General features: G+C 44.1%; 20 protein-coding genes and 1 rRNA gene. 10 read left to right on the top strand and 11 right to left on the bottom strand.

From position 1 onward, the window contains the following. The first annotated feature begins 2 nt into the window (after nucleotides 1-2). From murD to VMW01_08965, 8 genes are all read left to right on the top strand, one after another. On the top strand, nucleotides 3-1,334 hold the full coding sequence (gene murD, locus VMW01_09000) for a UDP-N-acetylmuramoyl-L-alanine--D-glutamate ligase (protein HUW06387.1): 1,332 nt from the start codon (nucleotides 3-5) through the stop codon (nucleotides 1,332-1,334). Between the two features lie 88 nt (nucleotides 1,335-1,422). Continuing rightward, nucleotides 1,423-2,601 (top strand): FtsW/RodA/SpoVE family cell cycle protein, encoded by a 1,179-nt coding sequence (locus VMW01_08995; protein HUW06386.1) that lies wholly within the window; start codon nucleotides 1,423-1,425, stop codon nucleotides 2,599-2,601. Next, on the top strand, nucleotides 2,579-3,691 hold the full coding sequence (gene murG, locus VMW01_08990) for an undecaprenyldiphospho-muramoylpentapeptide beta-N-acetylglucosaminyltransferase (GenBank protein ID HUW06385.1): 1,113 nt from the start codon (nucleotides 2,579-2,581) through the stop codon (nucleotides 3,689-3,691). The genes VMW01_08995 and murG overlap by 23 nt, the downstream gene beginning before the upstream one ends. After that, the gene (murC, locus tag VMW01_08985) at nucleotides 3,688-5,073 is read left to right on the top strand and encodes a UDP-N-acetylmuramate--L-alanine ligase (GenBank protein HUW06384.1); all 1,386 of its coding nucleotides are present in this window, start codon (nucleotides 3,688-3,690) and stop codon (nucleotides 5,071-5,073) included. The genes murG and murC overlap by 4 nt, the downstream gene beginning before the upstream one ends. After that, nucleotides 5,070-5,870 (top strand): hypothetical protein, encoded by an 801-nt coding sequence (locus tag VMW01_08980; protein ID HUW06383.1) that lies wholly within the window; start codon nucleotides 5,070-5,072, stop codon nucleotides 5,868-5,870. The genes murC and VMW01_08980 overlap by 4 nt, the downstream gene beginning before the upstream one ends. Before the next feature lie 7 nt (nucleotides 5,871-5,877). Then, on the top strand, nucleotides 5,878-7,230 hold the full coding sequence (gene ftsA, locus VMW01_08975) for a cell division protein FtsA (protein HUW06382.1): 1,353 nt from the start codon (nucleotides 5,878-5,880) through the stop codon (nucleotides 7,228-7,230). Nucleotides 7,231-7,265: 35 nt separating this feature from the next. Continuing rightward, nucleotides 7,266-8,678 (top strand): cell division protein FtsZ, encoded by a 1,413-nt coding sequence (gene ftsZ / locus VMW01_08970; protein HUW06381.1) that lies wholly within the window; start codon nucleotides 7,266-7,268, stop codon nucleotides 8,676-8,678. Nucleotides 8,679-8,689: 11 nt separating this feature from the next. Beyond that, nucleotides 8,690-9,139: a GatB/YqeY domain-containing protein gene (locus tag VMW01_08965; GenBank protein HUW06380.1), complete on the top strand. Its 450-nt coding sequence runs from the start codon at nucleotides 8,690-8,692 to the stop codon at nucleotides 9,137-9,139. Between the two features lie 73 nt (nucleotides 9,140-9,212). Here VMW01_08965 and VMW01_08960 read toward each other — a convergent pair whose 3' ends face one another. The 9 genes from VMW01_08960 to fbp form a co-directional block, all read right to left on the bottom strand. Then, on the bottom strand, nucleotides 9,213-11,318 hold the full coding sequence (locus VMW01_08960) for a SurA N-terminal domain-containing protein (GenBank protein ID HUW06379.1): 2,106 nt from the start codon (nucleotides 11,316-11,318) through the stop codon (nucleotides 9,213-9,215). A 143-nt stretch (nucleotides 11,319-11,461) separates the two neighbouring features. Next, nucleotides 11,462-12,733 carry a hemolysin family protein gene (locus tag VMW01_08955; protein HUW06378.1) on the bottom strand — a complete coding sequence of 424 codons (1,272 nt, stop codon included), beginning with the start codon at nucleotides 12,731-12,733 and terminating at the stop codon, nucleotides 11,462-11,464. A 12-nt stretch (nucleotides 12,734-12,745) separates the two neighbouring features. Further along, a complete protein-coding gene (locus VMW01_08950) occupies nucleotides 12,746-12,934 on the bottom strand; it encodes a hypothetical protein (GenBank protein ID HUW06377.1) in 189 nt (62 codons plus the stop codon). After that, entirely contained in the window at nucleotides 12,927-13,490 is a 564-nt protein-coding gene (gene lptC / locus VMW01_08945; GenBank protein ID HUW06376.1) for an LPS export ABC transporter periplasmic protein LptC, read from the bottom strand. Before lptC ends, VMW01_08950 begins: the two co-directional genes overlap by 8 nt. A gap of 18 nt (nucleotides 13,491-13,508) precedes the next feature. Continuing rightward, complete coding sequence (locus VMW01_08940; GenBank protein ID HUW06375.1) at nucleotides 13,509-14,834, bottom strand: hypothetical protein; 1,326 nt, start codon at nucleotides 14,832-14,834, stop codon at nucleotides 13,509-13,511. 32 nt (nucleotides 14,835-14,866) lie between these two features. Then, complete coding sequence (locus VMW01_08935; protein ID HUW06374.1) at nucleotides 14,867-15,292, bottom strand: hypothetical protein; 426 nt, start codon at nucleotides 15,290-15,292, stop codon at nucleotides 14,867-14,869. A 97-nt stretch (nucleotides 15,293-15,389) separates the two neighbouring features. Then, nucleotides 15,390-16,133: a type III pantothenate kinase gene (locus VMW01_08930; GenBank protein ID HUW06373.1), complete on the bottom strand. Its 744-nt coding sequence runs from the start codon at nucleotides 16,131-16,133 to the stop codon at nucleotides 15,390-15,392. Next, a complete protein-coding gene (gene mfd / locus VMW01_08925; GenBank protein ID HUW06372.1) occupies nucleotides 16,130-19,540 on the bottom strand; it encodes a transcription-repair coupling factor in 3,411 nt (1,136 codons plus the stop codon). Before mfd ends, VMW01_08930 begins: the two co-directional genes overlap by 4 nt. Before the next feature lie 54 nt (nucleotides 19,541-19,594). Beyond that, entirely contained in the window at nucleotides 19,595-20,614 is a 1,020-nt protein-coding gene (gene fbp, locus VMW01_08920; GenBank protein ID HUW06371.1) for a class 1 fructose-bisphosphatase, read from the bottom strand. A gap of 312 nt (nucleotides 20,615-20,926) precedes the next feature. On the opposite strand from fbp, the gene VMW01_08915 reads away from it, so the two are divergent. Beyond that, nucleotides 20,927-22,195, top strand: a complete 1,269-nt coding sequence (locus VMW01_08915) for an aspartate kinase (GenBank protein ID HUW06370.1) — start codon at nucleotides 20,927-20,929, stop codon at nucleotides 22,193-22,195. Here VMW01_08915 and VMW01_08910 read toward each other — a convergent pair. Then, complete coding sequence (locus VMW01_08910) at nucleotides 22,192-23,538, bottom strand: dihydroorotase (GenBank protein ID HUW06369.1); 1,347 nt, start codon at nucleotides 23,536-23,538, stop codon at nucleotides 22,192-22,194. The two genes, VMW01_08915 and VMW01_08910, sit on opposite strands and share 4 nt — an antisense overlap. 20 nt (nucleotides 23,539-23,558) lie before the next feature. Then, nucleotides 23,559-24,293: a polyprenol monophosphomannose synthase gene (locus VMW01_08905; protein ID HUW06368.1), complete on the bottom strand. Its 735-nt coding sequence runs from the start codon at nucleotides 24,291-24,293 to the stop codon at nucleotides 23,559-23,561. Nucleotides 24,294-24,810: 517 nt separating this feature from the next. Here VMW01_08905 and VMW01_08900 point away from each other — a divergent pair. Further along, a 16S ribosomal RNA gene (locus VMW01_08900) occupies nucleotides 24,811-25,043 on the top strand; the annotation flags it as partial.

The raw sequence follows: 25,043 nt of genomic DNA, 5'->3' as shown, positions 1-25,043 counted from the left end.
CTATGAGGCTGGTAGTATTGGGTGCGGGTGAAAGTGGGGCTGGGTCGGCAGTGTTGGCCAAGCTAAAGGGACTTGATGTGTTCGTATCCGATTTTGGTGAGATTAAGGCTGAGTATAAAGATCTGCTCAACAGCTACGGCATCATTTGGGAGGAAAAGCAGCACACCTTGGATAAAATTCTTAATGCCGATGAGGTGGTAAAGAGCCCCGGCATTCCAGAAAAGGTTCAAGTTGTCAAGGAAATTAGGGCCAAGGGCATTTCAATAATTTCTGAAATTGAGTTTGCCGGACGGTATTGCTCAGCTAAAACGATATGCATAACCGGCAGCAATGGCAAAACTACCACCACTAGCCTTATTTATCACATGCTCCAGAAGGCAGGACTAAATGTGGGATTGGCCGGAAATATTGGAAAGAGTTTTGCGTTGCAGGTAGCGCTGGAGCATTTTGATTACTACGTGATTGAGCTGAGCAGCTTTCAGCTCGATGGTATGTACAAGTTCAAGGCCGACATCGGCATTTTAATGAACATTACACCTGACCACTTGGACAGGTATAATTATAGGATGGAAGATTATTCGAGGTCGAAGTTTAGAATTACCCAGAATATGCATAAGGGTGATGCCTTTATCTACTGCTCCGATGATCCTGAGACGATGAGGTACCTTCCGGAATACAAGATCGGTGCTGAGTTACTTCCCTTTACATTGAATGGGGAATTGACTCAGGGTGCCGTTTGCGATGGGAAAGCAATACATGTAAAATATAACAACTCTGAATTCACTATGAGTATCGAAGAGCTGGCATTAAAAGGTAAGCATAATGTTTACAACTCCATGGCTGCTGCAATAGCCGGCCATGTGCTACACCTCCGCAAGGAGTTTATTCGTCAAAGTCTCGCTGATTTTCAGGGTGTTGAACACCGTTTGGAACCAGTAGTTAAGGTTAGAGGTGTAACCTTTATTAACGATTCCAAGGCCACAAACATCAACTCTACCTGGTATGCGCTCGAAAGCATGACAACCCCAGTGGTTTGGATTGTGGGCGGCATTGATAAGGGCAACGATTATGCTGAGCTAATGGAGTTGGTAAAAAATAAGGTGAAGGCCATTGTTTGCCTTGGGGTAGACAATACCAAAATTCACGCTGCATTTGAGGGTGTGGTCCCCACTATTGTGGACACCATGTCGGCAGAGGAGGCCGTAAAGCAATCCTATGCGTTGGCTTTTAAGGGCGATACCGTACTGTTGTCACCAGCTTGCGCAAGCTTCGACCTGTTTGAGAACTATGAAGATAGGGGCAGAAAATTTAAGGAGGCAACTCGGAAGTTGTAATATATCTTGCTTGATATGGGACAGTAAAGTTAGTTCGGAAGTAGGGCAAGAATGAATTGGTGTTGAATATATAACCTATGAAAAAACAGTGAAGAATGTTCTAGCAACATATTTTAAGGGAGACAAGGTGATCTGGATGGTGGCCTTCTTGCTGACGATTGTATCGCTGCTGGTTGTGTATTCTGCTACTGGTTCGTTGGCATATAGGCTTAAAGGGGGCAACACGACCTTTTACTTCATGAAGCAGCTGATGTTTTTGGGCGTCGGTTTTATGATAATCTACATGACGCATCTTCTTCCATACCGCATATTTTCGAAGTTTGCCCAGCTGCTACTATTCCTTAGTATACCGCTTTTACTAGTTACTTTACTTTTTGGTGCTAACCTAAACGATGCTTCCCGTTGGCTAGTAATTCCAGGTCTGGGCTTTACCGTTCAAACCTCCGACTTAGCAAAGTTGGCGCTAATTATGTATGTTGCAAGAACGTTGGCTCAGAAGCAGGACCAGATTAAAAATCTCAAGGAGACATTTCTTCCACTCATACTCCGCATAGGTTTGGTATGTTTGCTAATTCTTCCCGCCAACTTCTCTACTGCTGCCCTACTCGGACTAACCTGCACCACGCTGCTTTTTGTTGGACGAATCAGCATAAAACACCTTGCAATGGTTTTTGGCATAAGCGTTGTTGCTTTTGGATTATTTATACTGGTAGCAGCAAAAACACCGCTGGGAAATCGTATTGGGACATGGAAGCATAGAATTGAAAACTTTGTTGACGGAAATGGCAATGGCGGGGTTGGCTACCAGGTAGAGCAGGGAAAAATTGCAATTGCCACCGGTGGAATTTTGGGTAAGGGTCCGGGTAATAGTACCCAACGGAACTATTTGCCTCACCCATATTCCGACTTCATTTATGCAATAATCATTGAAGAATATGGAGTTGTTGGAGGCATCTTTGTGCTCTTTTTATACTTGATTCTACTGTTTCGTGCCGGGCTAATTGTGCGTAAGAGTAAGCGAACTTTTCCAGCATTCCTGGCCATTGGGCTTACCCTGCTCCTCGTTTTTCAGGCACTTGTGAATATGGCAGTGGCAGTTCACCTATTTCCTGTAACTGGTCAGCCGTTACCCATGGTGAGCATGGGTGGCAGCTCACTCATATTTACCAGCGTTGCACTTGGCATAATTTTAAGCGTGAGTCGCAGCTTGGACGAAAAGGATAATAATGTAATTACTGATGATAATGGGGCTACGGTTAATAGTTAGCGGTGGAGGAACCGGTGGGCATATATTTCCTGCCATTTCAATTGCTCAGGCGGTTAAGGTTGCCGATCCTGATGCTGAGATATTATTTGTGGGCGCGGAGGGTAGAATGGAGATGGAGAAGGTTCCCTCTGCAGGATTTAAAATTGTTGGGTTGCCCGTTGTGGGAATTCAGCGCAAGCTGACGCTCAAAAATTTAGCCGTTCCGATCAAGTTTTACCGCAGCCTGAGGATTGCACGAAAGATAATCAGGGAGTTCAAACCTAATGTAGTGGTTGGGGTTGGTGGTTACGCCAGTGGCCCTACACTATACGCCGCTTCACGAATGGGCATTCCAACTCTCATCCAGGAACAGAATAGCTTTGCTGGCATTACAAATCGTATGCTGGCAAAAAAGGCAAGTAAGATTTGCGTCGCCTACGAGGGAATGGAGAAGTTCTTTCCAAAGCAGAAAATATTGCTTACGGGGAATCCTGTAAGGGCCGACCTTAACAGGGAAAAAGTGGATGAATTGAAAGGAGAGGCCATTTCGTTTTTCAACCTCGATCCGGCAAAGCCAACCATTCTTGTTTTAGGTGGCAGCTTGGGTGCAAAAACGGTGAATCGAAGTATTGAACGAAGTTTAGATATGCTCATTCATAGCGAAGTGCAGGTAATCTGGCAAACTGGTAAGGGCTACTTCTTCGATGCTAAAAGAGTTCTATCCAGCTATAACCTTCCCAACGTAAAGGCTTACGACTTTATATACCGCATGGATCTTGCATTTGCAGCAGCGGATCTAGTTGTTTCACGGGCTGGTGCAGGTACCATTTCCGAACTGTGCTTGGTAGGCAAACCTTGTATTCTGATTCCTTCACCTAACGTGGCCGAGGATCATCAAACCAAGAATGCCATGTCGCTAGTGTCGCATAACGCTGCCGTAATGGTTGCCGATGATGATTCTGCAAAGTTGCTAATGCCTCGGGCTATTGAGTTGGTTAAGGATAGCAATCGGTTGGCAGAGCTTAAAAAAAATATATTTGCCTTGGCGTTGCCAAACTCGGCAGCAGCCATCGCTCAAGAAGTATTTAATCTTGCAAAGGAGCTAAAATGAATATCGAAAAGGTTGATAGGGTCTATTTAATTGGCATTGGTGGCATTGGGATGAGTGCCCTAGCTCGCTATTTTGCTGGTGAAGGAAAGGCCGTGGCCGGTTACGACCGCACATCTACCGACCTTACCCATGCTTTGATTACAGAGGGTATGAGTATTCATTTTAGCGATGAGGTAGCGCTTATTCCGGAGCCGTTTATGGTTGCCGAGGGTACCATAGTTATTTATACCCCAGCTGTTCCCACACACCATTTGGAGCTGAATTGGTTCCGAAGTCAAGGCTTTATGGTATTAAAACGGTCGGAGGTGCTGGGTGAACTATCAAGGGGGAAGCGCACCATTGCCGTTTCGGGAACTCATGGAAAAACAACAATTACCACTTTTGTAGCGCACTTACTAACAGCTGGAGGATTGGGATGTGGTGCTTTTCTGGGCGGCATTTCAAAAAACTATGGAACAAATTTTTTGGCTGGCGGTGGATCACATAACTTGGTAGTTGAGGCCGATGAGTACGATCGATCATTCTTGAGACTTTTCCCTGACTATGCCGTTATTACTTCCATCGATGCCGACCATCTTGATATATACCAAACCTATGAGGCAATTGCACTTGCATTTTCTCAATTTGTGGCCCAAGTAAAAGCTGGTGGCGCTGTTGTAATTAAAATGGGTGTTAGTGTCGAAATCGATAGGACGGACATTGCTGTTTACCGGTATTCACTCCACCAGAAGTGTGATTATTATGCTCAATCGATCAGGCTTGAAAATGGTGTTTCCATATTCGACCTAGTAACACCCCAGGGGATAATTAGCGACCTTCAACTCCATTTGCCTGGTCACGTGAACATGGAAAACGCTGTGGCAGCTTCAGCATTAGCGTTACTGGGCGGTATCTCGGCTGAAGAACTTCGCGTTGGTATTGCCTCGTTTAAGGGGGTTCGCCGGAGGTTCGACATTCGCTTTAAGCAAGATGATGTGGTGCTGGTTGACGATTATGCGCATCACCCGGTAGAGCTTCGTGCAGCTATCGCTGCCATGAGGGAAGCCTTTCCTGGTAAACAAGTTACTGGCGTGTTTCAACCGCATCTATTTACAAGAACAAGAGACTTGGCTAGCGATTTTGCTGCAAGTCTAAGTTTGCTCGATGAGCTTTACTTGCTCGATATTTACCCAGCAAGGGAGGAACCTATCACTGGTGTGAGTTCGATGCTGCTGCTCGATATGATTTCAATTTCAAAAAAGCAGCTGGTAAGCAAGGATGCATTAATGAGATTGCTCGCTGAGCGGGACGATTTAGAGGTACTAATAATGATGGGTGCCGGTGATATTGATAAGCTGGTAACCCCTGTTGAGCAAATGTTGGAGAAAAAGTATTCGCAATGAATTCGATAAAGTGGAACCGTATACGGTTAATGGCGGCCTGGATAGGGATTATTACCTACCTAGTGGCGGCGCTATCGTTTTCTTCCGCCAAGATGAGTGAGGTTACCTGCATGGGTGTTAGAATTTATATTCGCGATAGTGTAACCAACCGCTTTGTCTCCTCTCGCGATGTGTCCAACATGCTGGCTAACTCTGGTTTTAAAATTGTGGGACAGCCCATTTGGAGCATTAATACTAGCCTTCTGGAACAAAAGTTGGAGATGCTAAAAACCATTGGGAACTTGGAGGTATATGCAGGTGCTGATGGTCTGCTTCGAATTGACGTTACGCAGCGTAATCCAATAATCCGGGTGATTCCACACGATGGCAACAGCTTTTACATCGATGAGGATGGTTTTATTTTCCCATTTTCCAGTAGCTACACTGCACATGTATTTGTAGCCAACGGGAATATTGATTATCCAGGAGGAGTTAAAAATATTAAGGATTTGGTTCCAGCGGAAGAGGGAGCACCTGTACCGCTATTGGTAATGATGTATCGGTTTGCCAAGTATGTGAATGATCACGATTTTTGGAAGGCTCAAATTCAGCAAGTATTTGTTGCTGGAAATCATGATATTGAGTTTTATACAAGAGTGGGAAATGAATCGATACAGATGGGTGGGCTAGAGAACTTTACCTACAAGTTAAGTAAACTTTATGCCTTTTATCAAATAGGTTTACCGTCCGTTGGATGGAATACCTATAAGTCTATTAATTTAAAGTTCAGCAATCAGGTAGTTTGCACAAAAAGATAGTATGGCCATGACACACAAAAATGAGTACGTAGCAGCAATTGATTTGGGAACCACCAAGGTGGTTGCCTTGGTGGGCAAGAAAACCCGAAGTGGAAAGTTACATATTTTGGCTTACAGTAAGGCTGAGTCGAAAGGTATCAAGCGGGGGGTTGTTCTAAATATTGAGGAAACAGTTAATGCTATCCAGCAAACGGTGGAGGAAGTTCAGCTTAAGTCGGGAATTATTTTCGATGAGGTGTTTGTTGGAATTGCTGGGCAGCACATAAAGAGCATACGAAACCGGGGCTATATAAACCGCGACTCGCTAGAGAATGAGATAAAGAAGGAGGATATCCAGGCGCTTATCCTCGATATGCAAAAAATTCCACTCGATGCAGGAGAGGAGATTATCCACATAATTCCCCAGAGTTTCATGGTCGATAATGAGTCGGGAGTGAAGAATCCGGTGGGCATGACCGGGCGTCGGTTGGAGGCCAACTTCCACATTGTTATTGGCCAAATTGCCTCGGCAAAAAATATCGAGAAGTGCATCAACCGGGTAGGCCTTAAGGTGCGCGAATTGATTCTTGAGCCTTTGGCTTCTGCCGCGGCGGTGCTTACCGATGATGAGAAGGAGGCTGGAGTAGCACTTGTGGATATTGGGGGTGGCACTACCGACCTTGCTGTATATTACGATGGCGTTGTGCGACATACCGCCGTTATTCCATTTGGTGGGAATGTAATTACCAACGACATTAAGGAGGGTTGCTCCATCTTACTCCGTCAGGCCGAGGCATTGAAGGTTCAGTTTGGATCGGCTTTGGGTGACCTTGCTCCTGAGGATAAAATTGTTTCTATCCCTGGCATAAGCGGAAGGGAACCCAAGGAGATAAGTTTCCGCACACTGGCATACATTATTCAGAGTAGGATGGAGGAGATTATTGATGCCGTTATGTTTGAGATTGAGAGTAGCGGAGTGGCCGATAAGTTGAGTGCTGGTGTGGTTATCACCGGTGGTGGATCGTTATTGCGTCATCTTCCACAGCTCATTAAGTTTAAAACGGGTATGGATGTCCGGATTGGAAAGCCCAACGAACACCTTTCGGCAGATTCAGGTGAAGAGATTAATCAACCTTTATTCTCCACGGGTGTTGGATTAGTTCTAAAAGGGTTTGAAAACTACGGTGAAAATCCTCGTTTTGAAGATACGGAGGAATCCGCTAAACTACCATTAGGTGAACAAGTGAAAGTAGCGGAAGAAAAAATGGCAGTTGGTAGCGAGGAAAAGAGAAGTAGATCTCAATCCAAAAAGAGTGGCATTTTGGACAACATGAAAAAAAGATTTACCGAGATTTTTGAGGAAAACGACTCGGAAATGTAATGGTTAAGATGTTATAAAATTTTAAAAATAGAGCTATGGCTGAGGACTTAATTAATTTCGATCTTGCACCATCTGGTCCGTCAATCATTAAGGTAATTGGCGTTGGAGGAGGTGGAAGTAATGCCGTAAACCACATGTTTCGGCAGGGGATAAAGGATGTGGATTTTGTGGTGTGCAATACCGATGCTCAGGCTTTAGCCATTAGTCCTATTCCTATTAAAATCCAGCTTGGTGAGAGCCTTACTCAGGGATTGGGGGCAGGCAATAAACCCGATGTAGGCAAGCAGGCCGCCATTGAGAATCTTGAAAGTATTGAGCGGGTGCTCTCCAAGCACACCAAGATGGTATTTATTACCGCTGGAATGGGTGGCGGCACTGGAACAGGTGCTGCTCCAATAATTGCAAAGGCGGCCAAGGACATGGGCATTCTCACTGTTGCCATTGTTACCATTCCCTTCCGATTTGAAGGGAAACGCAGGATAGCCCAAGCCCTCGACGGAATTGCCGAAATACAGCAACACGTTGATTCTCTGCTGGTAATTAACAACGAGAAGATACGGGAGATATATGGTGATTTGCCAGTGTCTGCTGCATTTTCCAAGGCCGATGATGTGTTGACGGTTGGTGCAAAGGGTATTGCTGAAATCATTACGGTGAGCGGCTATATCAACGTGGACTTTGCCGATGTGCAAACTATTATGACAAACTCCGGAGTTGCAATTATGGGTTCCGGACGAGCTTCGGGTGAGAACAGAGCTGTAAGAGCAATTGAGGCTGCGCTGGCATCACCTTTGCTAAACAACAACGATATATCCGGAGCTAGAAATATCCTGCTCAACATCACCTCCGGCACCAAGGAGGTTACCATGGACGAGATAAGCCAAATTACCGAGTACATCCATGGGTCTGCAGGCAATGAGCTTGACCTAATATGGGGCAATGGTGTTGATGCAAGCCTTGAGGATGAGGTGAACGTAACCATTATTGCCACAGGATTTGCTACAAGTAGCATACCTGAGCTATATACCCGCCAACCCAAAACGGTGGACGTAATAACGCTGGAAGGCGAGAAGCACACGCTGACCGAAGCTAAAGTTGGAACGACTATTACCTTCGAAAGGGATAACGTTCGTCAAGCAGCCTTAGATTTTAGCATTAACAATGACGTATTTGAGGAAGATGGATTTGTGGTTAAAACGTTAACCGAGGATTTACTCGCCGATTCTGGAAAGGCTCGGCCGGTTTCAAAAACGCCTAGTGGTCCTATTCACAAGTCGGAACTATCGGTAGAGCAAGCCGAAAAGGAACCAGCCTATGTAAGGAAGAATGTTGTTCTTGAGGATAAGGAATACTCCAAAACAGAATCGGTTTCGAAGTATACTCTTTCCGAAGATAACGAGTTGCCATTGAAACCAAACAATTCGTACCTTCACGATCAAGTTGACTAATTATAAACGCTATGAGTTTAGAGGAAATAATCAATAAAGCCATCAAGGAGGCGATGCTTGCAAAGCAGAAAGAGCGTCTTGAAGCTTTACGCGCGGTAAAAAACGGTGTAATTTTGCTGAAAACAGAAAAGGGAATTCAGTATGTTGTTACCCCCGACGATGAGTTAAAGATGCTACAGAAGCAAGTAAAGCAGAGGAAGGAATCAGCCGAAATATACACTCAGCAAAACCGACCAGAACTTGCGGAAAAGGAGCTCTTTGAAGCAAAAGTTATTGAGGAGTTTTTGCCCGCTCAAATCTCTCCAGAGGAGCTCGATAAGGCCGTAAAGGAAATTATAGCCCGCGTGGGTGCTCAAACGGCTAAAGATATGGGAAAAGTAATGGGTATTGCTAGCAAAGAACTGGCTGGGAAGGCCGAGGGTAGAGCCATTTCAGAGTTGGTAAAGAGGCTACTTTCTTAGTACTGCATCTCATTAGATGAAAAAAGAAAAAGGGACCGTTTGGGTCCCTTTTTTTTTACATTGAAATACTCGTCTAAAAGAATTTCGAACGTTTATCTTTTATGTGAGCAGCATCTTCAATTGCTTGTGCTGCTGACCTATAAGCAAAGTTGCCAAACATCATCATTAGTCGTTGTTGGGCATCCTTCACTGTCATAGTGGAATCGTTGTTTACCTGGTTAATTTTGAACATGTAAACGGCGTTCGATCCAATTACCGGCTTCGACATCTGATCCTTTTCGGCAATACTTACTGCTGCTATTAGCTTGGGTTCAATTCCTGCGCCAGGAACAACGTAGGAAGAAAAAGAAATGTTGGCAGCATCCATTGGCGTAAGGTTAAGCTTGGAGGCAAGCGCTTCAATGCTGGTTACACCGTTGGAAGCCTCTAGCAGCTGCTTAGCAAGTAGATCACCTTTCTTTTCCTTCTTCACCTGATATTCAATTTCGTTTTTTACCGATTCAAGCGGGGTTGTTCCCTCTTCTCTAACTGCGGTGAGGGTTGCAACCACAAATTGGTCGCCTAGCTCAAATACAGGGGAAACATCACCCTTTTCTGACTTGAAGGCCCACCGAATAATATCTCTTGGTTTATCAAGACCAGCAATGGTCTTGTCATTTTCCTTAATATTATTGGCAACGCGTTTTTCTTGGGCGTATTTGGGCTCGTTACTTGCCTTCTCAAATTTGTCGAAGGAGTTATACTCGGCAACAAACTTACTTGCATTGGAATAGATGTCCTGATAGGTACGGTCGCTAGGCACTACATCAATTTCAACTGTGGCAAGTTGGTATTTCTTCACTTCTGGGCCCTTATCTTCAACCTGAAGAATGTGGATTCCATCCTGCGCCTCCACCGAAACAACCTCACCCTTCTTGGCATTAAAACAAGCAGCAACAATGGGGTTCTTGTCAATTTCCTTAAACCATCCAATTTCACCACCGTTTGCAGAGGTTTGATTATCGGCAGAATATTTTCTAGCTATGTCGGCAAAGTTTCCACCCTTTTTAATCACTGCCATGAGGCTATCGGCTAGGGATTTTGCGCTATTGTAAGCATCTTGCGTATTCTGGTCTGGTCGAATAACAATTTGGCGAGCCTTAACGGAGTCAGGAATCATTTTTGAATCTACAAGACGATAAATCTTATAGATATCGTTCTCGAAAATAGGGCCGAGCATGTCCTCTTTCTTGGCAGTTTTTACAAATTCTGCAACTTGTCCATCCAGTTCAGCTGGTTTGTAGAAGTGATTGTCATCATCTCTTTGAGAGTTGAGGGTTACAAATTGCATAGGATCTGCAGCAGCCTTAAATTCAGGTGCAAGCTTGTCAACCGTCTCTTTTGCCTTTGCATAGTCCTCCTGTGACGGAACAATTGGAAAAACAAGATAGTCGATATCTCTTGAGGCGGTTTGTTGATATGAACTCTGGTGAGCCTTGTAGTAATCTTTTACCTCGCTCTCCGAAACAGTAATGGAAGAATCCGAAATGGAGGTATACGGTTTGCCGATATACGTGAAAGAAACTTTGTGATCCAAATCGTTGACCGCCTCCTTGGCTTGCAGGCTTGTAACGTACATGCCCTTGGCTATTAGGGTTTGGTATTTATTCTGCAGTTGTGACTTGATAATCTCCTTCTCAAGAGCCAGCCAAGCCTGTTTTGCCTTCGGGTTGGACTCCATGTTCTTCAGAAAATTAATTACTCCGTTTCTATCAAACTCACCAGTTTTTGGATTGGTAAAGTATTGACTTACCAGTGGAGAAGGATTTTTTCCCTGCACGAGGTCAAACAACTCTTCGGGGGAGATGGATACACCAACTTTTGCAATCTCCTTTTGGATGGTGTACTTTTCTACCAATGATTTCCATGCATAATCGCGGAGCTGTTGCATTTGAGCTTCGGGAACGCTGGTTTGGTTAGTATTTGCCTTTTGATTATCTTCAAGTTGAGTAACCAAGGCTAGATAATCTTGGTAGGAAATGTTTTCTCCAGCAATTTGACCAACCATGTTGTCCTGTTTGGAGAATAGCGCTTTCCCAGAACTTAAAAAGTCACTAAGGATAAATGCGAGAAGAGAAAGACCAATAACTGAGGCAACGAGCACGCCAGCTTTGTTCCTGAGTTTTTGTAGTGTAGCCATTTAGCTTATAATTTATGATTTACTTTCAAAAATATGAGGTTACGAATATAGCAATTTTCATTTTTGCCTTTTCATTTAAGGCAAAAAAAAGAGTAGTTTACACATCATAGCCAACTTCAGCTACCATTATGCATGGTTATTGGCTACGATTTTTCAAGCAAGGTGAGGTGAACAAGGTCGATTCGTGTTCCCGACATTTTTAAAACCTTCACACGAAATCCTTCAGTGTTTATGGTATCTCCCTGTGCTGGGATGCTTTCGTTTTGGAAAATCAGAAATCCTGCGATGGTTTCGTAGTCATCAGTCTCGGGAATATTGAGTAGGTAGGTCTCATTAAGGTAGTCAACCTCCAATCGTCCTGAAAATACAAACTGGCTTTCGCTCAACTTTTTTTCAACCAAATCGTCGGAGTCGTGCTCGTCCTCAATTTCACCAAATATCTCTTCCATGAGGTCTTCCAAGGTCACCATACCTGCGGTTCCTCCAAACTCATCCACTACAATGGCCAGATTCTGGCGCGATTTAATAAGGTTGGTAAGCAGCTTGTGGGCAGGCATTGTTTCTGGGATGAAATCCACTGCCTTCAACATTTTTTGAATGTTTTCAGGGTTATGAAATAGATCCTTCGAGTTTAGGTACCCTATAATGTTATCGCGCGATTCCTGAAATACCAGCAACCTGGAAAAGTTGGTTCGGATAAAGGCACTTCGGATCTCCTCAAGGTCCGCTACCAAATCCACCCCCTCAATTTCGGTTCGAGGAATCATGCACTCCCTTACCTTCAAGTCTTGGAACCCCAAGGCGTTCCTGAAAATTTTAATGTCATGCTGCTCATGACCAGTAACCTCAGCCTTCTTCGAAGATGTTTCGCTAATGAGGTCGGAGAGTTCAATTTTGTCGAACAGCCTTTTATGCTTTGTATCGTGTATTCTAACCCTAAAAAATAGGCGAAGGATAAATAGGGAAAGTGTGGTTGAAAGCTTTGCAAGTGGGTAAAAGAGAACATAAAGGATGGTGATTGGGAAGGAGAAGAATGTAAGAATGGCATTGGGGTTGAGCCGGAAAAGTGCTTTAGGTAAAAATTCTGCAGTAAAAAGGATAACAATTGTGGAGAGTATGGTTTTTAGGGTTAGGAGTGCCGCCTCCGAAGAGAAGTAAATTTTAAGAAAGGGTTCCAGCACGTTGGCCATCTCAATACCATAAACCACCAATGCAATGTTGTTGCCAACCAGCATGGTGGCTATGAATTGGGCGGGGTGCCTTGCAAACAACTCTATAATTCTTGCTCCAAGCGCACCTTTCTTTCGATCCAGCTCCAGCTTTAACCGATTTGCTGAAATAAAAGCAATTTCAACCCCAGAGAAGAAGGCACTAAAGAATAGAGATAGGAGAATCACCACTATTTGGTTCCACATGCTTTCCATGCTTTACTTTGACACTTTTCTCATCACTATGCGTCTAATATAGAACATAATCAGTGAAATGGTGCCTAATATAAAAAACATGTAGCTTTGTCCAAAACCTTGTTCTAGCGTTTGGTATACTCCAAACACGAAGCAGGCAATGGCCAATACTAACCACAGGCCAAGTATTAACTTTCCAAGCTTGTTATTCATTTTTAATATTTATGTCTCCGGAAAAGCCGGATAGTGTGTAGTTTTCGAAGTGGTCATCTGACTCAAACTTATTCCCACGGTAAACACTCCCATCAACACTCTTAACGGTGGTGAAGTCATTGGAATATATTCTGCGTGTTTTCTCATTCCAGAAAAGCCGCTCTGTATTCAGGGTCTCCCCTTTGGTGTTTTTGCCAATAACGTTGTTGCGTGCCTCCCACAGTTTTTGTGCCTCGTAGTAGATGGCATAATTGCAGACAAGGGAGGATGATATCTTATTGTTTTGGTCGTAGAAAAATATTTCAAGGCCTTTAGGAAAAATGGTTTTTGGGTCCTCTGCGTTCTCAAATCGTTGAAGAACGGGGCTTATCATTTTAACCTTAATTTTTCCACCTTCTGAGTATAAGGTGGTTATGTGCTTGCCTGTTTGAGTTGCCTGATTTTCGTCTACACTAAGAGAATTAACGACATCCAGGTCGTTGGTGCAGGAAATAATGAAGGATGCAGCCCCGCAAAAGGCTGCAACCTTCAAAAGATGAATCAAAAATCTTTTCACTAAGGATAAATAATGTAGTTACCTAACGGTTGTTGTTTCGTTGATCCAACATCCAATAGTGTACGATTGTCCGGCAGCAAGACCGTGGAAGAACACATCTTCTTTTCTCGGAAAGTATTGACTATAGGTATCAATAAGCTTAGTGGCTTCCTCAGAAAGAGATGGGTCAACCTGCTTTGCTTTGTTATATTTGTCAACAGCCAGCCAGTAAATTGCCGATTTAGCAAAAGCATCATCGCCACAATTTTTGACATCCACATATATATTGCCGAGGAGAATGTAGGCGTATCCGTTAGTTGGATCAGCTTTAATTGCGTCATAGGCATAACCTCTAGCTGTTGGCTTGTCGTTAAGTTCCCTGTTGTACAGCATGCCAAGAACCACATCGATTTTTGATTTTTCTTTAGGATCGGGTTGGTTATTGATTGCATCTTTAAAGTATTGGGCGGCCTTGGTATAATCTCCCTTGATTTCAAACATTTTTCCAAGATTGTAGGCTGCGTCAGAGGTGGGTTGTGCAGCGTATACCTTTTCACTGGCGTCGTACAGCAGTGGATCCTTACAGCTCTTGGCTGAAAGCATGGCAACTATCCTCTTGTCTTGGTCTATATCGTCTGGGGTTGCCTTAAACTTAGGGGCAAAAAGGTTAACCAAATTGTCGCAGGAGGCAACCTCGCTCGAGGCAAATTGCTGCTCAAGGGTCTCTTTTACATTCAGGATAGACTTATCATCGGGTTTGGCTGCAAGCTGGTTGGTTAGATAACCTTCGCTTTCGGTATAGAGATTAAGAACATCGTCAGCAGTGAGCACTTTATTAGTGTATAGCTGCAAGGCAACCTGAAAGCGGATGGCCAGAACAATCTCTTCAGATTTACCTTGGTCAAGGGATACAGACTCGTTTAGCATTTTATAGCCAGCTTCTAAACTGTCTGGATAGTAACGTATGAAATCCATTGCTTTTCTTCCGAGCACATAACCCCTACGGCCAAAGTTGGCAATGCGTCTATCGTAAATTAACATTAGTGTATCAAGATACATACTCTTTTTGGAGGCATCGGTTGAGTTGTCGATAAAGTCCTTGTATATCCTTGCTCCATTGATGTAGGTATTTAAGCTGGCGGCTGGACATTGGGTAAACACCTTTATCCAAGGCTTTCTAGCATCATGGAAGTCGCCCTGCTTAATGAATTCACCATAGAGTGAAAGATTAATTAAACAGTTTACGCGGGAGGTGCTATCACTACCGTATTTTGGATCTTTGGGGTCTTTAATGTTCATCTGAGCCACAGACAACATAGGTAGGGCCAGAGCAAACAGAAAAAAGAGTAATTTTTTTGTTTTCATTGTCATCATATTTGACGTTAATTACTAATTGGTTACAATGGTTGTTCGTTAGTTAAAGACACATAAACACTAGCCTGCTGAGCAAAATTTATATACCCAATAAGCCAATTATGGTTTCGCATTCTGCTATTTTTGTTCTCCTGCCAAGCGTTATGTGTTGATATCGAGTTATTAAACGGATGCAATGCTCTAAAAGTTATGTGAACATTGGTAAATTCTGTTAAACAATCTTTTACCCTTGGATTGTTCTGTCCAATTTCAACCAGCTTATTATTTCCACTGGCAGTGTTACAATATTTTACTAAGCCCTTTTTCCCGCCAAAAACTATGGTTGAAGTTACGGAATTTAATCCAAAGCCTTCTATGGTATTTTCTAAGGGAACATAATTCAGGTTGTTGATACTGTATTCTGCTTGTTTTTCACTACCTTGATAAACACAACTTACGATATCACCCATAAAATTAACAAGTAGATTCTGCAGAATCCTTTTACTGCCTTGGAGCGGTAATTTTGATTGGCCTACTCCAACGAAAAAAACGGGGAACGCAATTACTTTAGTCGTTTCTCGCATTTTTATTGTATTCTAAAATAATATTTAGGCCGTCAATTACGATATTGAGGTTGACAAAGATGGGATTTTTCAAATTTTCTACAAAATAGTTTGCATCTCCTCCAGTCAAAATAATCATTAATCTGCCAACTTCGCGACTGATAATTTCAATAAAACCATCAATTTCAGAAAGAATTCCTTGGTAAACGCCACTTTGGATTGCCTCCTCCGTATTTTTACCAATACGGGGAGCCCGAAAGTTTGCCTCAACTAGGGGTAACTTTGAGGTAAAGCTATGGAGCGATTTTAACCTCAGTGCAATGCCTGGTGAAATGTTACCTCCAAGAAATTCTCCAAGGCTGTTTGTTAGGTCATAGGTTATTGCCGTGCCAATGTCGATAACCAAAACGTTATTGTTGGGAAACAGGCTGTGAGCAGCCACTGCGGCAGCAAGCCGATCGTTGCCTAAGGTTTCCGGTGTTGTATAGCAATTCTTTATGGGAATTGGAGTGGTATGTGAAAGAAAGATTGGCTCTACTGGCAGCGCAGCTATAATTTTCTGAGTAGTAGCATCGGATTGCTCCTTTACTGTAGAAACAATGGCCCCAGAGTAGGATGCTTGGCTCTCAATCCAACTTATTAGCTGAATTAGACTTTCATAACCCACGGCAAGCTGATTGACTACCGCCCCCTTCTGGTAAGTGGCTGCTTTTACCCGCGTATTTCCAATATCGACAACGAGGTTCATTGCTTCGGAGTTGGTGAAATATGGTTGACAGAATCTTTATCAGAATAAATGACCTCCAACATTTTAGTTGTGAGAGCGAGGGCCTCTTCCACCGTTCGGGTATTCTGAACTACGAGAGAAAGTTTGCTGGTAGTCTCCTTCATTTTAAACCGTTTGGAATTGTGCTGAACATATGCCATGGTAGCGGCAAACGCATTCGAAGAGTAAAAGGGAGATGTTTGGTTGCCAATGAAGTTTGCCACCATGAAGCCATTCTTCAGAATCACCTTCTCGAATCCAAGCTTCATTGCGTTCCATCTCAGCCGTACTACATTTAGCAGTTCGTTCACTTGTGTTGGCGGAGTTCCGAATCGGTCGGTGAGCATGGTCTCAAATTTCCACACAGCGTCTTCATCTTTTAAGCTATCAAGTTCGCGGTAGAGTTTTATTTTTTCGGTGGTGCTTCCTATATAGCCGTCGGGTAGCATTATATCCATATCGGTTTCAATATGACAATCCTGAATAAAGTTGTGAGTTCCCTCTTCCAGCTGCTTCTCCATCTCCTCCTTAAAGAGATCCTTGAACTCTTCCTCCTTCATCTCCTGAATGGCCTCGTTGAGAATCTTATGGTAGGTTTCAAACCCAATGTCGGCAATAAATCCACTTTGCTCTCCACCCAAGAGGTTTCCTGCCCCCCTAATTTCGAGATCCTGCATGGCAATGTTGAAACCGCTGCCTAAGTCGGAAAACTCCTCAATTGCTTTTAGCCGTCGGCGTGCTTCGCTAGTGAGTGTTGCTGGTGGAGGCGCAAGAAGGTAGCAGAAGGCTTTTCGGTTTGTCCGGCCAACTCTACCTCGTAGCTGGTGCAGGTCGCTTAGCCCATGCATGTGGGCATTGTTAATAATTATGGTGTTTGCATTTGGAATGTCCAATCCTGCCTCGATAATGGTGGTGGACACCAGCACATCGTACTCGCCCTCAATAAAGGCAAGCATTGTTTTTTCCAGGAGCGCTCCATCCATCTGTCCATGGGCAACAATGGTTTTTACAGTAGGGCACAGCCGTTTAATGTAGTTTTCAATTTCTAGAATGTTGGCCACCCTGTTGTGCAGGAAGAATACTTGCCCTCCTCTGTCGAGCTCGTAGTTTATGGCATCGCGGATGATGGTCTCGTTGAACACATGCAGCTCTGTGGCAATTGGGTATCTATTGGGTGGTGGTGTATAAATGATAGACAGGTCGCGGGCACCCATGAGCGAAAATTGCAACGTGCGCGGGATTGGTGTTGCCGTTAGGGTTAGCGTATCGACGCTTTTCTTCAGCTGGCGTAGCTTCTCTTTAGCGCTAACTCCGAATTTTTGCTCCTCATCAATCACGAGTAGCCCTAAGTCCTTAAATTTTATCTCCTTTCCCAGCAGCTTATGCGTACCAATAATGATATCCACCTTGCCGTCAGCAACCTCACCAAGGGTGGCTTTTTGTTCCTTTGACGATCGGAGACGGCTCACATAGTCTATTTTGCAGGGGAAATTGGCCAACCTGTTTTTGAATGTTTTGTAATGTTGTAGGGCGAGAATGGTGGTGGGAACCAAAATGGCCACCTGCTTGCTATCGGCCACAGCCTTAAAGGCGGCGCGGATTGCAATTTCCGTCTTCCCAAAGCCAACATCACCGCAAACAAGTCTATCCATTGGAATGGCCTGCTCCATATCTTCCTTAACTGTTTTTGTAGTCTTTAGTTGGTCAGGGGTGTCATCGTAAATGAACGAAGCTTCCAGCTCCTGCTGCATGTATGTGTCGGCGGAAAAGGCAAAGCCCTGCTGCGCTTTTCTTTCAGCGTAAAGGACAATGAGGTCTTTGGCAATATCCTTAACCTTTTTCTTGGTGGTCTGCTTTAGCTTCTGCCATGCTCCGGAGCCAAGCTTATTAATTTTGGGTGGCTCGCCGTCTTTACCCCTGAATTTTGAAATCCGATGAAGGTTGTGAATATTTACAAGCAACACGTCGCTGTCGCGATACACAAGCCGTACTGCCTCCTGGATCCGTCCATTCTCATTGGTTCTTACCAGTCCGGCGAAGGTTCCAATTCCGTGGTCAATATGCACCACATAATCACCCTGTTGCAGGTTATTAATATCCTGAATTGTGAGCGCTTCGTTGCGGTTATACTCCCCTTTAATTTTAAATCGATGGTAACGTTCAAATAGCTGATGGTCGGTATAGCACGCCAGCTTCAACTCCTTGTCAATAAACCCTTCGTGAATATTTACCTTGATAAACTCCACCGTTACAGGTTCCTTACAGGTTTGTGCAATTACCTCCTGCAAACGTTTTGTTTGGTTTTCGTTGTCAGAAAGGATGTAGGTGGTGTATCCGTTTTGGTTCGACTCTTCTAGATTCTTGGCAAGAAGGTCAAAATTTTTATTGAACGATGGCTGTGGAGCCATGTTGAAGTCAATGGTTATCCCATCTCGAAACAGGGGATGCTGGCCAAACTCAACAAGCGGGCTCTTCGTAACTACTGATTTAAAATCTTTGTCAGTAATTAGCACGCTGCCTTTATGCCGCCATCCAGGGCTGTCCTCCACACGCTCTCTCGACTCCTCCGTTAGCTGGTAAAGCGTAGCAACTTTTTCGGTGAAGAGCGCTCCATCTTTTAACCAAATATGGGTGTTGTGGCCCAAATATTTCAGTAGCGATACCATTTTTTCGCCGTCGAGTTCAGCGCTTACGTGGGGAACAATGGCAATCTTGTTGACCTTGTTGCTGGAGAGCTGCGATTCGATGTCGAACTCCCGAATGGATTCTACCTCATCTCCAAAGAAATCGATCCGGTAGGGTCGGCTATTGGAATAGGAAAAAACATCCACAATGCCTCCGCGCACAGAGTATTGTCCAGGTTCAAAAACAAAATCTACACGCTCAAATCCATACTCCTGCAGCACTTCAACGGTGAAAGTAATGGATATTTTCTCGCCTACTGAGAGCACTAGGGTGTTTTTATCCATCTGCTCCTGGGCAGGAATTTTTTCGGAGAGCGCTTCAGGGTAGGAGACAATAATCAGGCGTAGGCCGATGGCATCATTTTGCGACAGCTTCATCCGGCTTAAAACTCCAGTTCGTTGAATTATGCCAGAGGGGTCAGAAACTCCAAACTGGATAGAACGCTTATAGCTGGAGGGGAAGAAGATAATCTCCTCTGCTGGAAGTAGATTGCACAGGTCGTTGTATAGGTACGCGGCTTCCTCTTTATCACCTAGGAGAAACAGGTAGTTTCCGTTGGAGATGGTATGTGCTGCAGCAAGTGCCACAGCCGAGCCTGGAAGGCTTGTAAGCAAAATATGGGAATTTTCCCCGGCAGATACTCTTGCCAGCTCTTGAATTGCGGTGCTTTTAGAAAAAAGGGACGTAAAGTCGCTTTGCGACATCGATACTATTTTTTGTTATTTACTGGCAGCTCATTTGACTGTTTCGGGTAGGACTTACTTTTTTTGTTCGGCATTCATGAACTCCATGGCCTTGTCCACCATATTTAACGATCCGGTGACAAACGAAACTCGCTGGTGTAACGATTTGGGTATAATCTCCAAAATTCTCTGGCTACCAGTAGTGGCTTTCCCTCCAGCTTGCTCAGCCAGAAAGGCAATGGGGTTGCATTCGTAGAGCAACCGTAGTTTGCCTTCAGGAGCCTTAAGGGTAGGGGGATAGATGAATATTCCTCCTTTAAGCAAATTCCGGTGGAAGTCGGAAACCAGCGAGCCTATATAACGGGCGGAATACGGTCTTCCGCTCTCCTTGTCGCTTGCTTTGCAGTATGCAATGTAGTTTGCAACTCCCTGCGGAAATTCTAGCTCATTTCCCTCGTTAATGGAATAAATTCCTCCGTCAACAGGGGTTTTAATGTCGTGATGGCTGAGGCAAAATTCACCAATCGAAGCATCCAATGTGAAACCAAAAACTCCTCTTCCTGTGGTGTAAACCAGCATGGTAGAGGAGCCGTAGATAACGTAGCCTGCTGCAACTTGCTTGGTGCCCGGTTGCAGAAAGTCGTCTATAGTGGCGTGCTCTCCACGGGGGCTTATACGGCGGTAAATGGAAAAAATAGTTCCGATGGATACGTTCACATCAATGTTCGATGATCCATCTAAGGGGTCCATGCAAAAGATATAGTTGCCATCTCTTGCTAGATCGTCGTCGAAGGTTATGATCTCCTGATTTTCTTCCGAGGCAATTCCACAGCATTCCCCGCTAGAGCGGAGAGTGGCAATGAACTGGTCATTGGCAAAAACGTCGAGCTTTTTCTGCTCTTCTCCTTGAACGTTAACGTCTCCTGCTTCACCAAGTATGTCCACTAGTCCTGCTTTGTTGACCTTCTTGTTTACAATTTTGGCAGCAACGCCAACATGGTATAGGAGCCTAGTTAATTCACCCTTTGCGTAAGGAAAGTCAGCCTGACGTTCAATAATGAACCCAGTTAGGGTCTTTATCTTGTATCCTTTCATAACATAAAACCAGCTGGATTCAAAAGTGTGCTAAAGGTAGTTATTTTGGGCTGGAATGAAAAAAAACACAGAATTTATTGCAACTTTACCTCTGTTTTAAAACAGTTTAACACTTCAGAAAACCTGATAGTTATCGCGAAAAGTTTTGGCTAACGATGAAATCCAGTTGTTTTACCACTACCGTTGCACCGGAAACCAAGCCACTCGCTATAGCTAGCGGTCTGTAGGTCAATAGTGATGTAATAAACAGATCATGAGGGTCGTTATTTTCATTCACCTAGATTACATTTACCAAAAAACAGATATTTAAGGATGAAAGTTTATAAGTTTGGAGGCGCCTCTGTTCGCTCAGCAGAGGGAATTAGAAATTTAAACGACATAGCTCGTGCTTGTCCTGGTAGGTTGATGGTGGTGGTTTCGGCTTTGGGAAAAACTACCAATGCACTGGAGACGCTTTTAAATATGTATATTGACAATAGCCAGGTCCAGGAGGAGCAACTTACTAAAATTGAGCAGGAACATTATGCTATTGCTACTGGACTGCTAACGGCGGCAAAGGCCGAAGCAATTTTAGCACCACTTTTTGTAGAAATTCGCTCGCTGATGGCTGGTAAACTTAAAGGCTCCTATGACTTTTGCTACGACCAGCTGGTTTCGTATGGAGAGATCCTTTCTACATCTATAGTCTATGGATATCTGAAACAAGAGGGAGCCAGCATAAATTTGCTAGATGCCCGTAAGCTGATAGTTACCGACAGCAACAACCGTGAAGCAGGGGTCAACTTCGATGAAACGGCACAGCGTATGAGCATGGAGTTGGAGAGAAGCGAACAAATACTCCTTATTCAGGGATTTATTGGTGGCAACGCCGAGGGTTACACTACAACTTTGGGACGGGAGGGTTCAGACTACACCGCGGCAGTGCTTGCCAGCGTTACCAATGCTCAATCGGTGACCATTTGGAAGGATGTTCCTGGAATTTTGAATGCCGATCCGAAGCTATTTAACAATACCGTTCTGCTGCCTTCTGTCTCATATCAAGAGGCAGTGGAGCTATCCTATTTTGGAGCTCAGATTATACACCCGAAAACCATTAAGCCGCTGCAAAATCTCAGTATACCGCTTTTTGTAAAATCGTTTGTAAACCCTGCTGCCGATGGAACAGTAATTGATGCCACGGCAACTTCAGGTGAAGTTCCTGTCTACGTGCTTAAGCCCAACCAAGTTCTCATAACTATCCGTCCAAAGGATTTGTCTTTTGCGCTGGAGGAGAGTCTGAGCGAGGTCTTTGTCATTCTTTCGAGAAACAGGGTTAAAGTTAGCATGATACAAAATTCAGCCATTAGCATTTCTGTTGTGGTCGAGGGTGTTAAGCGCTACATTCAACCGGCACTTGCCGAACTTAAGGCTAAGTTCATCGTTCTCTACAACGAGAATCTGGAACTTTTTACAATTCGGAACTTCCGTGATGAGGAGGCCGAAAGGATTACTTCTGGTAGAAGGGTTTATATGCTCCAAAAAACCAGACGAACCTTACGGGTTTTGGTGGATACTGGGACTTATCAAGCGATATCCCTTTAGCGATTGAAGGTAAGAGCCATAGCTGGGGTGTCATCGAGGTAGGAGTAGGCCCCGTTTTGGTATACAAGTTTTCCATTAACAAAGGTGTGGGTCACCTTGCTGCCAAAGGTGGTTCCTTCAAATGGTGACCATCCGCATTGGTAGGCTAGATTATTTGTCGAGACCGACCAAGGCGAGTCAAGGTCTACCACCACAAGGTCGGCAAAGTATCCCTCTCTTATAAATCCTCTTTTCTCAACGTGAAATGCAATTGCAGGGTTGTGGCACATCTTTTCAACAACCTGCTCTACGGTGAAATACCCTTGCTTAGCCAGCTCTAGCATTGCCACCAAGGAGTGCTGCAGCTGCGGGCCTCCTGAAGGAGATTGAAAGTATTTCTGATTTTTCTCTTCTAGGGTATGGGGTGCATGATCTGTTGCTACCACATCAAGCTTTCCATCAATAAGTCCACGCAGCAAAGCAATCCTGTCAGCCTCAGTTTTGATGGCTGGATTCCACTTAATTTTTGCACCAAGAGCATCGTAGTTGGTGTCGTTGAACCAGAGGTGGTGAACGCACACTTCAGCTGTAATCTTTTTTTCACCCAACTTACCAGTGGTGAAGAGGGCTAGTTCTTCGGCTGTGGAGAGGTGCAGCACGTGGAGCCGAGTGTTATACCTGTTGGCAAGCGCAACAGCCTTGTCGGTCGACCTAATGCAAGCCTCATGCGATCGAATTAAAGGGTGGTAATTAAAAGGAATGTCTTCGCCATACTTTGCCCTAAAACTCTTCAAGTTGTTTTGGATGATAGATTCTTCCTCGCAGTGTGTTGCTACCAACATTGGCGCCTCGGCAAAAATTGCGCTCAGGGTTTTAGCATCGTCCACCAGCATATTGCCCGTTGATGAACCCATGAATACCTTTATTCCACATACGGTTTTAGGGTCGAGGCCACCTATTAATTCAGAATTGTCGTTGGTTGCCCCAAAATAAAAGGAGTAATTCACCAGCGAATCTTTGGAGGCGATTTCAAACTTCTTGTGAAGTTCATCGAGGTTGGTGGTTGGTGGTTTGGTATTAGGCATCTCCATAAAGGAGGTTACGCCACCAGCTGCCGCCGCAAGTGAGCCTCCATGTATGGTCTCCTTGTGCGTGAGTCCGGGTTCCCGCAAGTGGACCTGATCGTCAATTATGCCGGGTATCAGCAGCTTACCCTTAAGATCTATTGTCTCAATTGAATCTTCATTTCTATATGGGCTCGAGGGCTCTATTGCAGAAATAGTATCCCCATTAATAAGGATATTCAGCAGCTGCTTTTTACCCTCGTTTACAACAAGGGCATTTCTAAGCCAAAACTTTCCCATATTTCAGTCTTATATAATTGCTATACTTTTCTTGTGTATGTTCTGAACCAGCTTCCAACCTTTAGCTTAATTACACCCCAGAATGCCTCACCAAAAATTCCACCGCTCATCTTTGACGCACCTATTTTTCTGTCAGTAAATATAATGGGTACCTCAACAATGTTAAACCCTAACTTCCACGCTGTAAATTTCATTTCTACCTGAAAGCCGTATCCCTTCATTTTGATCTTGTCAAAGTCAATGGCCTTAAGAACCTTAGCGGTATAGCATTTAAAACCCGCAGTTGTATCTCTAATATCCATGCCGGTAACAATCCGCACGTAGGCCGAAGCGAAGTAGGACATTAGTACGCGAGACATGGGCCAGTTTACCACATTTACACCTGTTTTGTATCTTGACCCAACGGCAATGTCTGCGCCCTCTTTGCAGGCGGAGTAGAGGCGAAGAAGGTCATCGGGATTGTGTGAAAAGTCAGCATCCATCTCAAAAACAAACTCATAATCATGATCCATGGCCCACTTAAATCCGGCAATATAAGCAGTTCCTAATCCGAGTTTTCCTGCTCGTTCAACAAGGTGAAGCTTACCTGAAAATTCATTCTGCAGATTTTTTACAATTTGTGCAGTTCCATCAGGAGAGCCATCATCTATTATTAAGGTATGGAAATCGCCCTGAAGTGAAAACACCTTTCTAATAATGTTTTCTGCATTTTCCTTTTCATTGTAGGTAGGAATGATAACAAGTTTTTCAGGCATTGTAAGCAATTTAAGTGGTTGATGATTAAAATTACCTATATAACTTATGGTGAAATACTGGTGTAAATATCAATATTATTGTTGTAATCGCCAAAGGAGACTAGGGTGTTCCAAGCAAAATCTGTTGATAGTCAGATTCTTGTTTTAATCTTTGTTAAAAACGTTAATATTTTTTTAAAACATTTGGTACAAAGGGTCTCCTATCCTATATTTGCATCCGCTTTCAGCGAAAAAAATGTTCTCTAATATAATCGCAAAATAGAGTCTCCAGTGCGAGACAATCTCAAAAAAAATTAAATCGAAAAATTTCGAATAATTTTTGGAGGTTTCCGAAAAGGATGTATCTTTGCACCCGCTTCACCAAATCACTAGTTGTTTTGGTGGACAAAACGGGATGAAAGTTCTTTGAATGGTTGGGAAATAGACAATTTTGTTGAACAACAAAATAATAGGATAGTAGCACTTTTAAGTCAGGATAGTAAACGCTAAGAATACTAAATTTTAGGAAAAACTTTTCACAACGAAGAGTTTGATCCTGGCTCAGGATGAACGCTAGCGGCAGGCCTAACACATGCAAGTCGAGGGGCAGCGGGGGCAGCAATGCCCGCCGGCGACCGGCGCACGGGTGCGTAACGCGTATGCAACCTGCCCCCGTCTGGGGAATAGCCCGCCGAAAGGCGGATTAAGGCCCCATGGTCCCGGGCTCCGGCATCGGAGTTCGGGTAAAGGCTACGGACGGGGATGGGCATG

This window comes from Williamwhitmania sp. (assembly GCA_035529935.1).
Taxonomy (GTDB): Bacteria; Bacteroidota; Bacteroidia; order Bacteroidales; family Williamwhitmaniaceae; genus Williamwhitmania.
Note: the sequence above shows the minus strand (reverse complement) of the source record. Positions and strands in the feature narration are given on the sequence as shown.

What these genes read in the sequence shown, in the direction of transcription:
- murG (HUW06385.1), top strand. Translation starts at nt 2,579, where the DNA reads ATGGGGCTACGGTTAATAGTTAGCGGTGGAGGAACCGGTGGGCATATA.
- VMW01_08955 (HUW06378.1), bottom strand. Translation starts at nt 12,733, where the DNA reads ATGTGGAACCAAATAGTGGTGATTCTCCTATCTCTATTCTTTAGTGCC.
- VMW01_08905 (HUW06368.1), bottom strand. Translation starts at nt 24,293, where the DNA reads ATGCCTGAAAAACTTGTTATCATTCCTACCTACAATGAAAAGGAAAAT.
- VMW01_08965 (HUW06380.1), top strand. Translation starts at nt 8,690, where the DNA reads ATGAGTTTAGAGGAAATAATCAATAAAGCCATCAAGGAGGCGATGCTT.
- VMW01_08940 (HUW06375.1), bottom strand. Translation starts at nt 14,834, where the DNA reads ATGAAAACAAAAAAATTACTCTTTTTTCTGTTTGCTCTGGCCCTACCT.
- VMW01_08950 (HUW06377.1), bottom strand. Translation starts at nt 12,934, where the DNA reads ATGAATAACAAGCTTGGAAAGTTAATACTTGGCCTGTGGTTAGTATTG.
- murC (HUW06384.1), top strand. Translation starts at nt 3,688, where the DNA reads ATGAATATCGAAAAGGTTGATAGGGTCTATTTAATTGGCATTGGTGGC.
- VMW01_08930 (HUW06373.1), bottom strand. Translation starts at nt 16,133, where the DNA reads ATGAACCTCGTTGTCGATATTGGAAATACGCGGGTAAAAGCAGCCACT.
- mfd (HUW06372.1), bottom strand. Translation starts at nt 19,540, where the DNA reads ATGTCGCAAAGCGACTTTACGTCCCTTTTTTCTAAAAGCACCGCAATT.
- fbp (HUW06371.1), bottom strand. Translation starts at nt 20,614, where the DNA reads ATGAAAGGATACAAGATAAAGACCCTAACTGGGTTCATTATTGAACGT.
- VMW01_08935 (HUW06374.1), bottom strand. Translation starts at nt 15,292, where the DNA reads ATGGGTGATATCGTAAGTTGTGTTTATCAAGGTAGTGAAAAACAAGCA.
- murD (HUW06387.1), top strand. Translation starts at nt 3, where the DNA reads ATGAGGCTGGTAGTATTGGGTGCGGGTGAAAGTGGGGCTGGGTCGGCA.
- VMW01_08915 (HUW06370.1), top strand. Translation starts at nt 20,927, where the DNA reads ATGAAAGTTTATAAGTTTGGAGGCGCCTCTGTTCGCTCAGCAGAGGGA.
- ftsZ (HUW06381.1), top strand. Translation starts at nt 7,266, where the DNA reads ATGGCTGAGGACTTAATTAATTTCGATCTTGCACCATCTGGTCCGTCA.
- VMW01_08910 (HUW06369.1), bottom strand. Translation starts at nt 23,538, where the DNA reads ATGGGAAAGTTTTGGCTTAGAAATGCCCTTGTTGTAAACGAGGGTAAA.
- ftsA (HUW06382.1), top strand. Translation starts at nt 5,878, where the DNA reads ATGACACACAAAAATGAGTACGTAGCAGCAATTGATTTGGGAACCACC.
- VMW01_08960 (HUW06379.1), bottom strand. Translation starts at nt 11,318, where the DNA reads ATGGCTACACTACAAAAACTCAGGAACAAAGCTGGCGTGCTCGTTGCC.
- VMW01_08980 (HUW06383.1), top strand. Translation starts at nt 5,070, where the DNA reads ATGAATTCGATAAAGTGGAACCGTATACGGTTAATGGCGGCCTGGATA.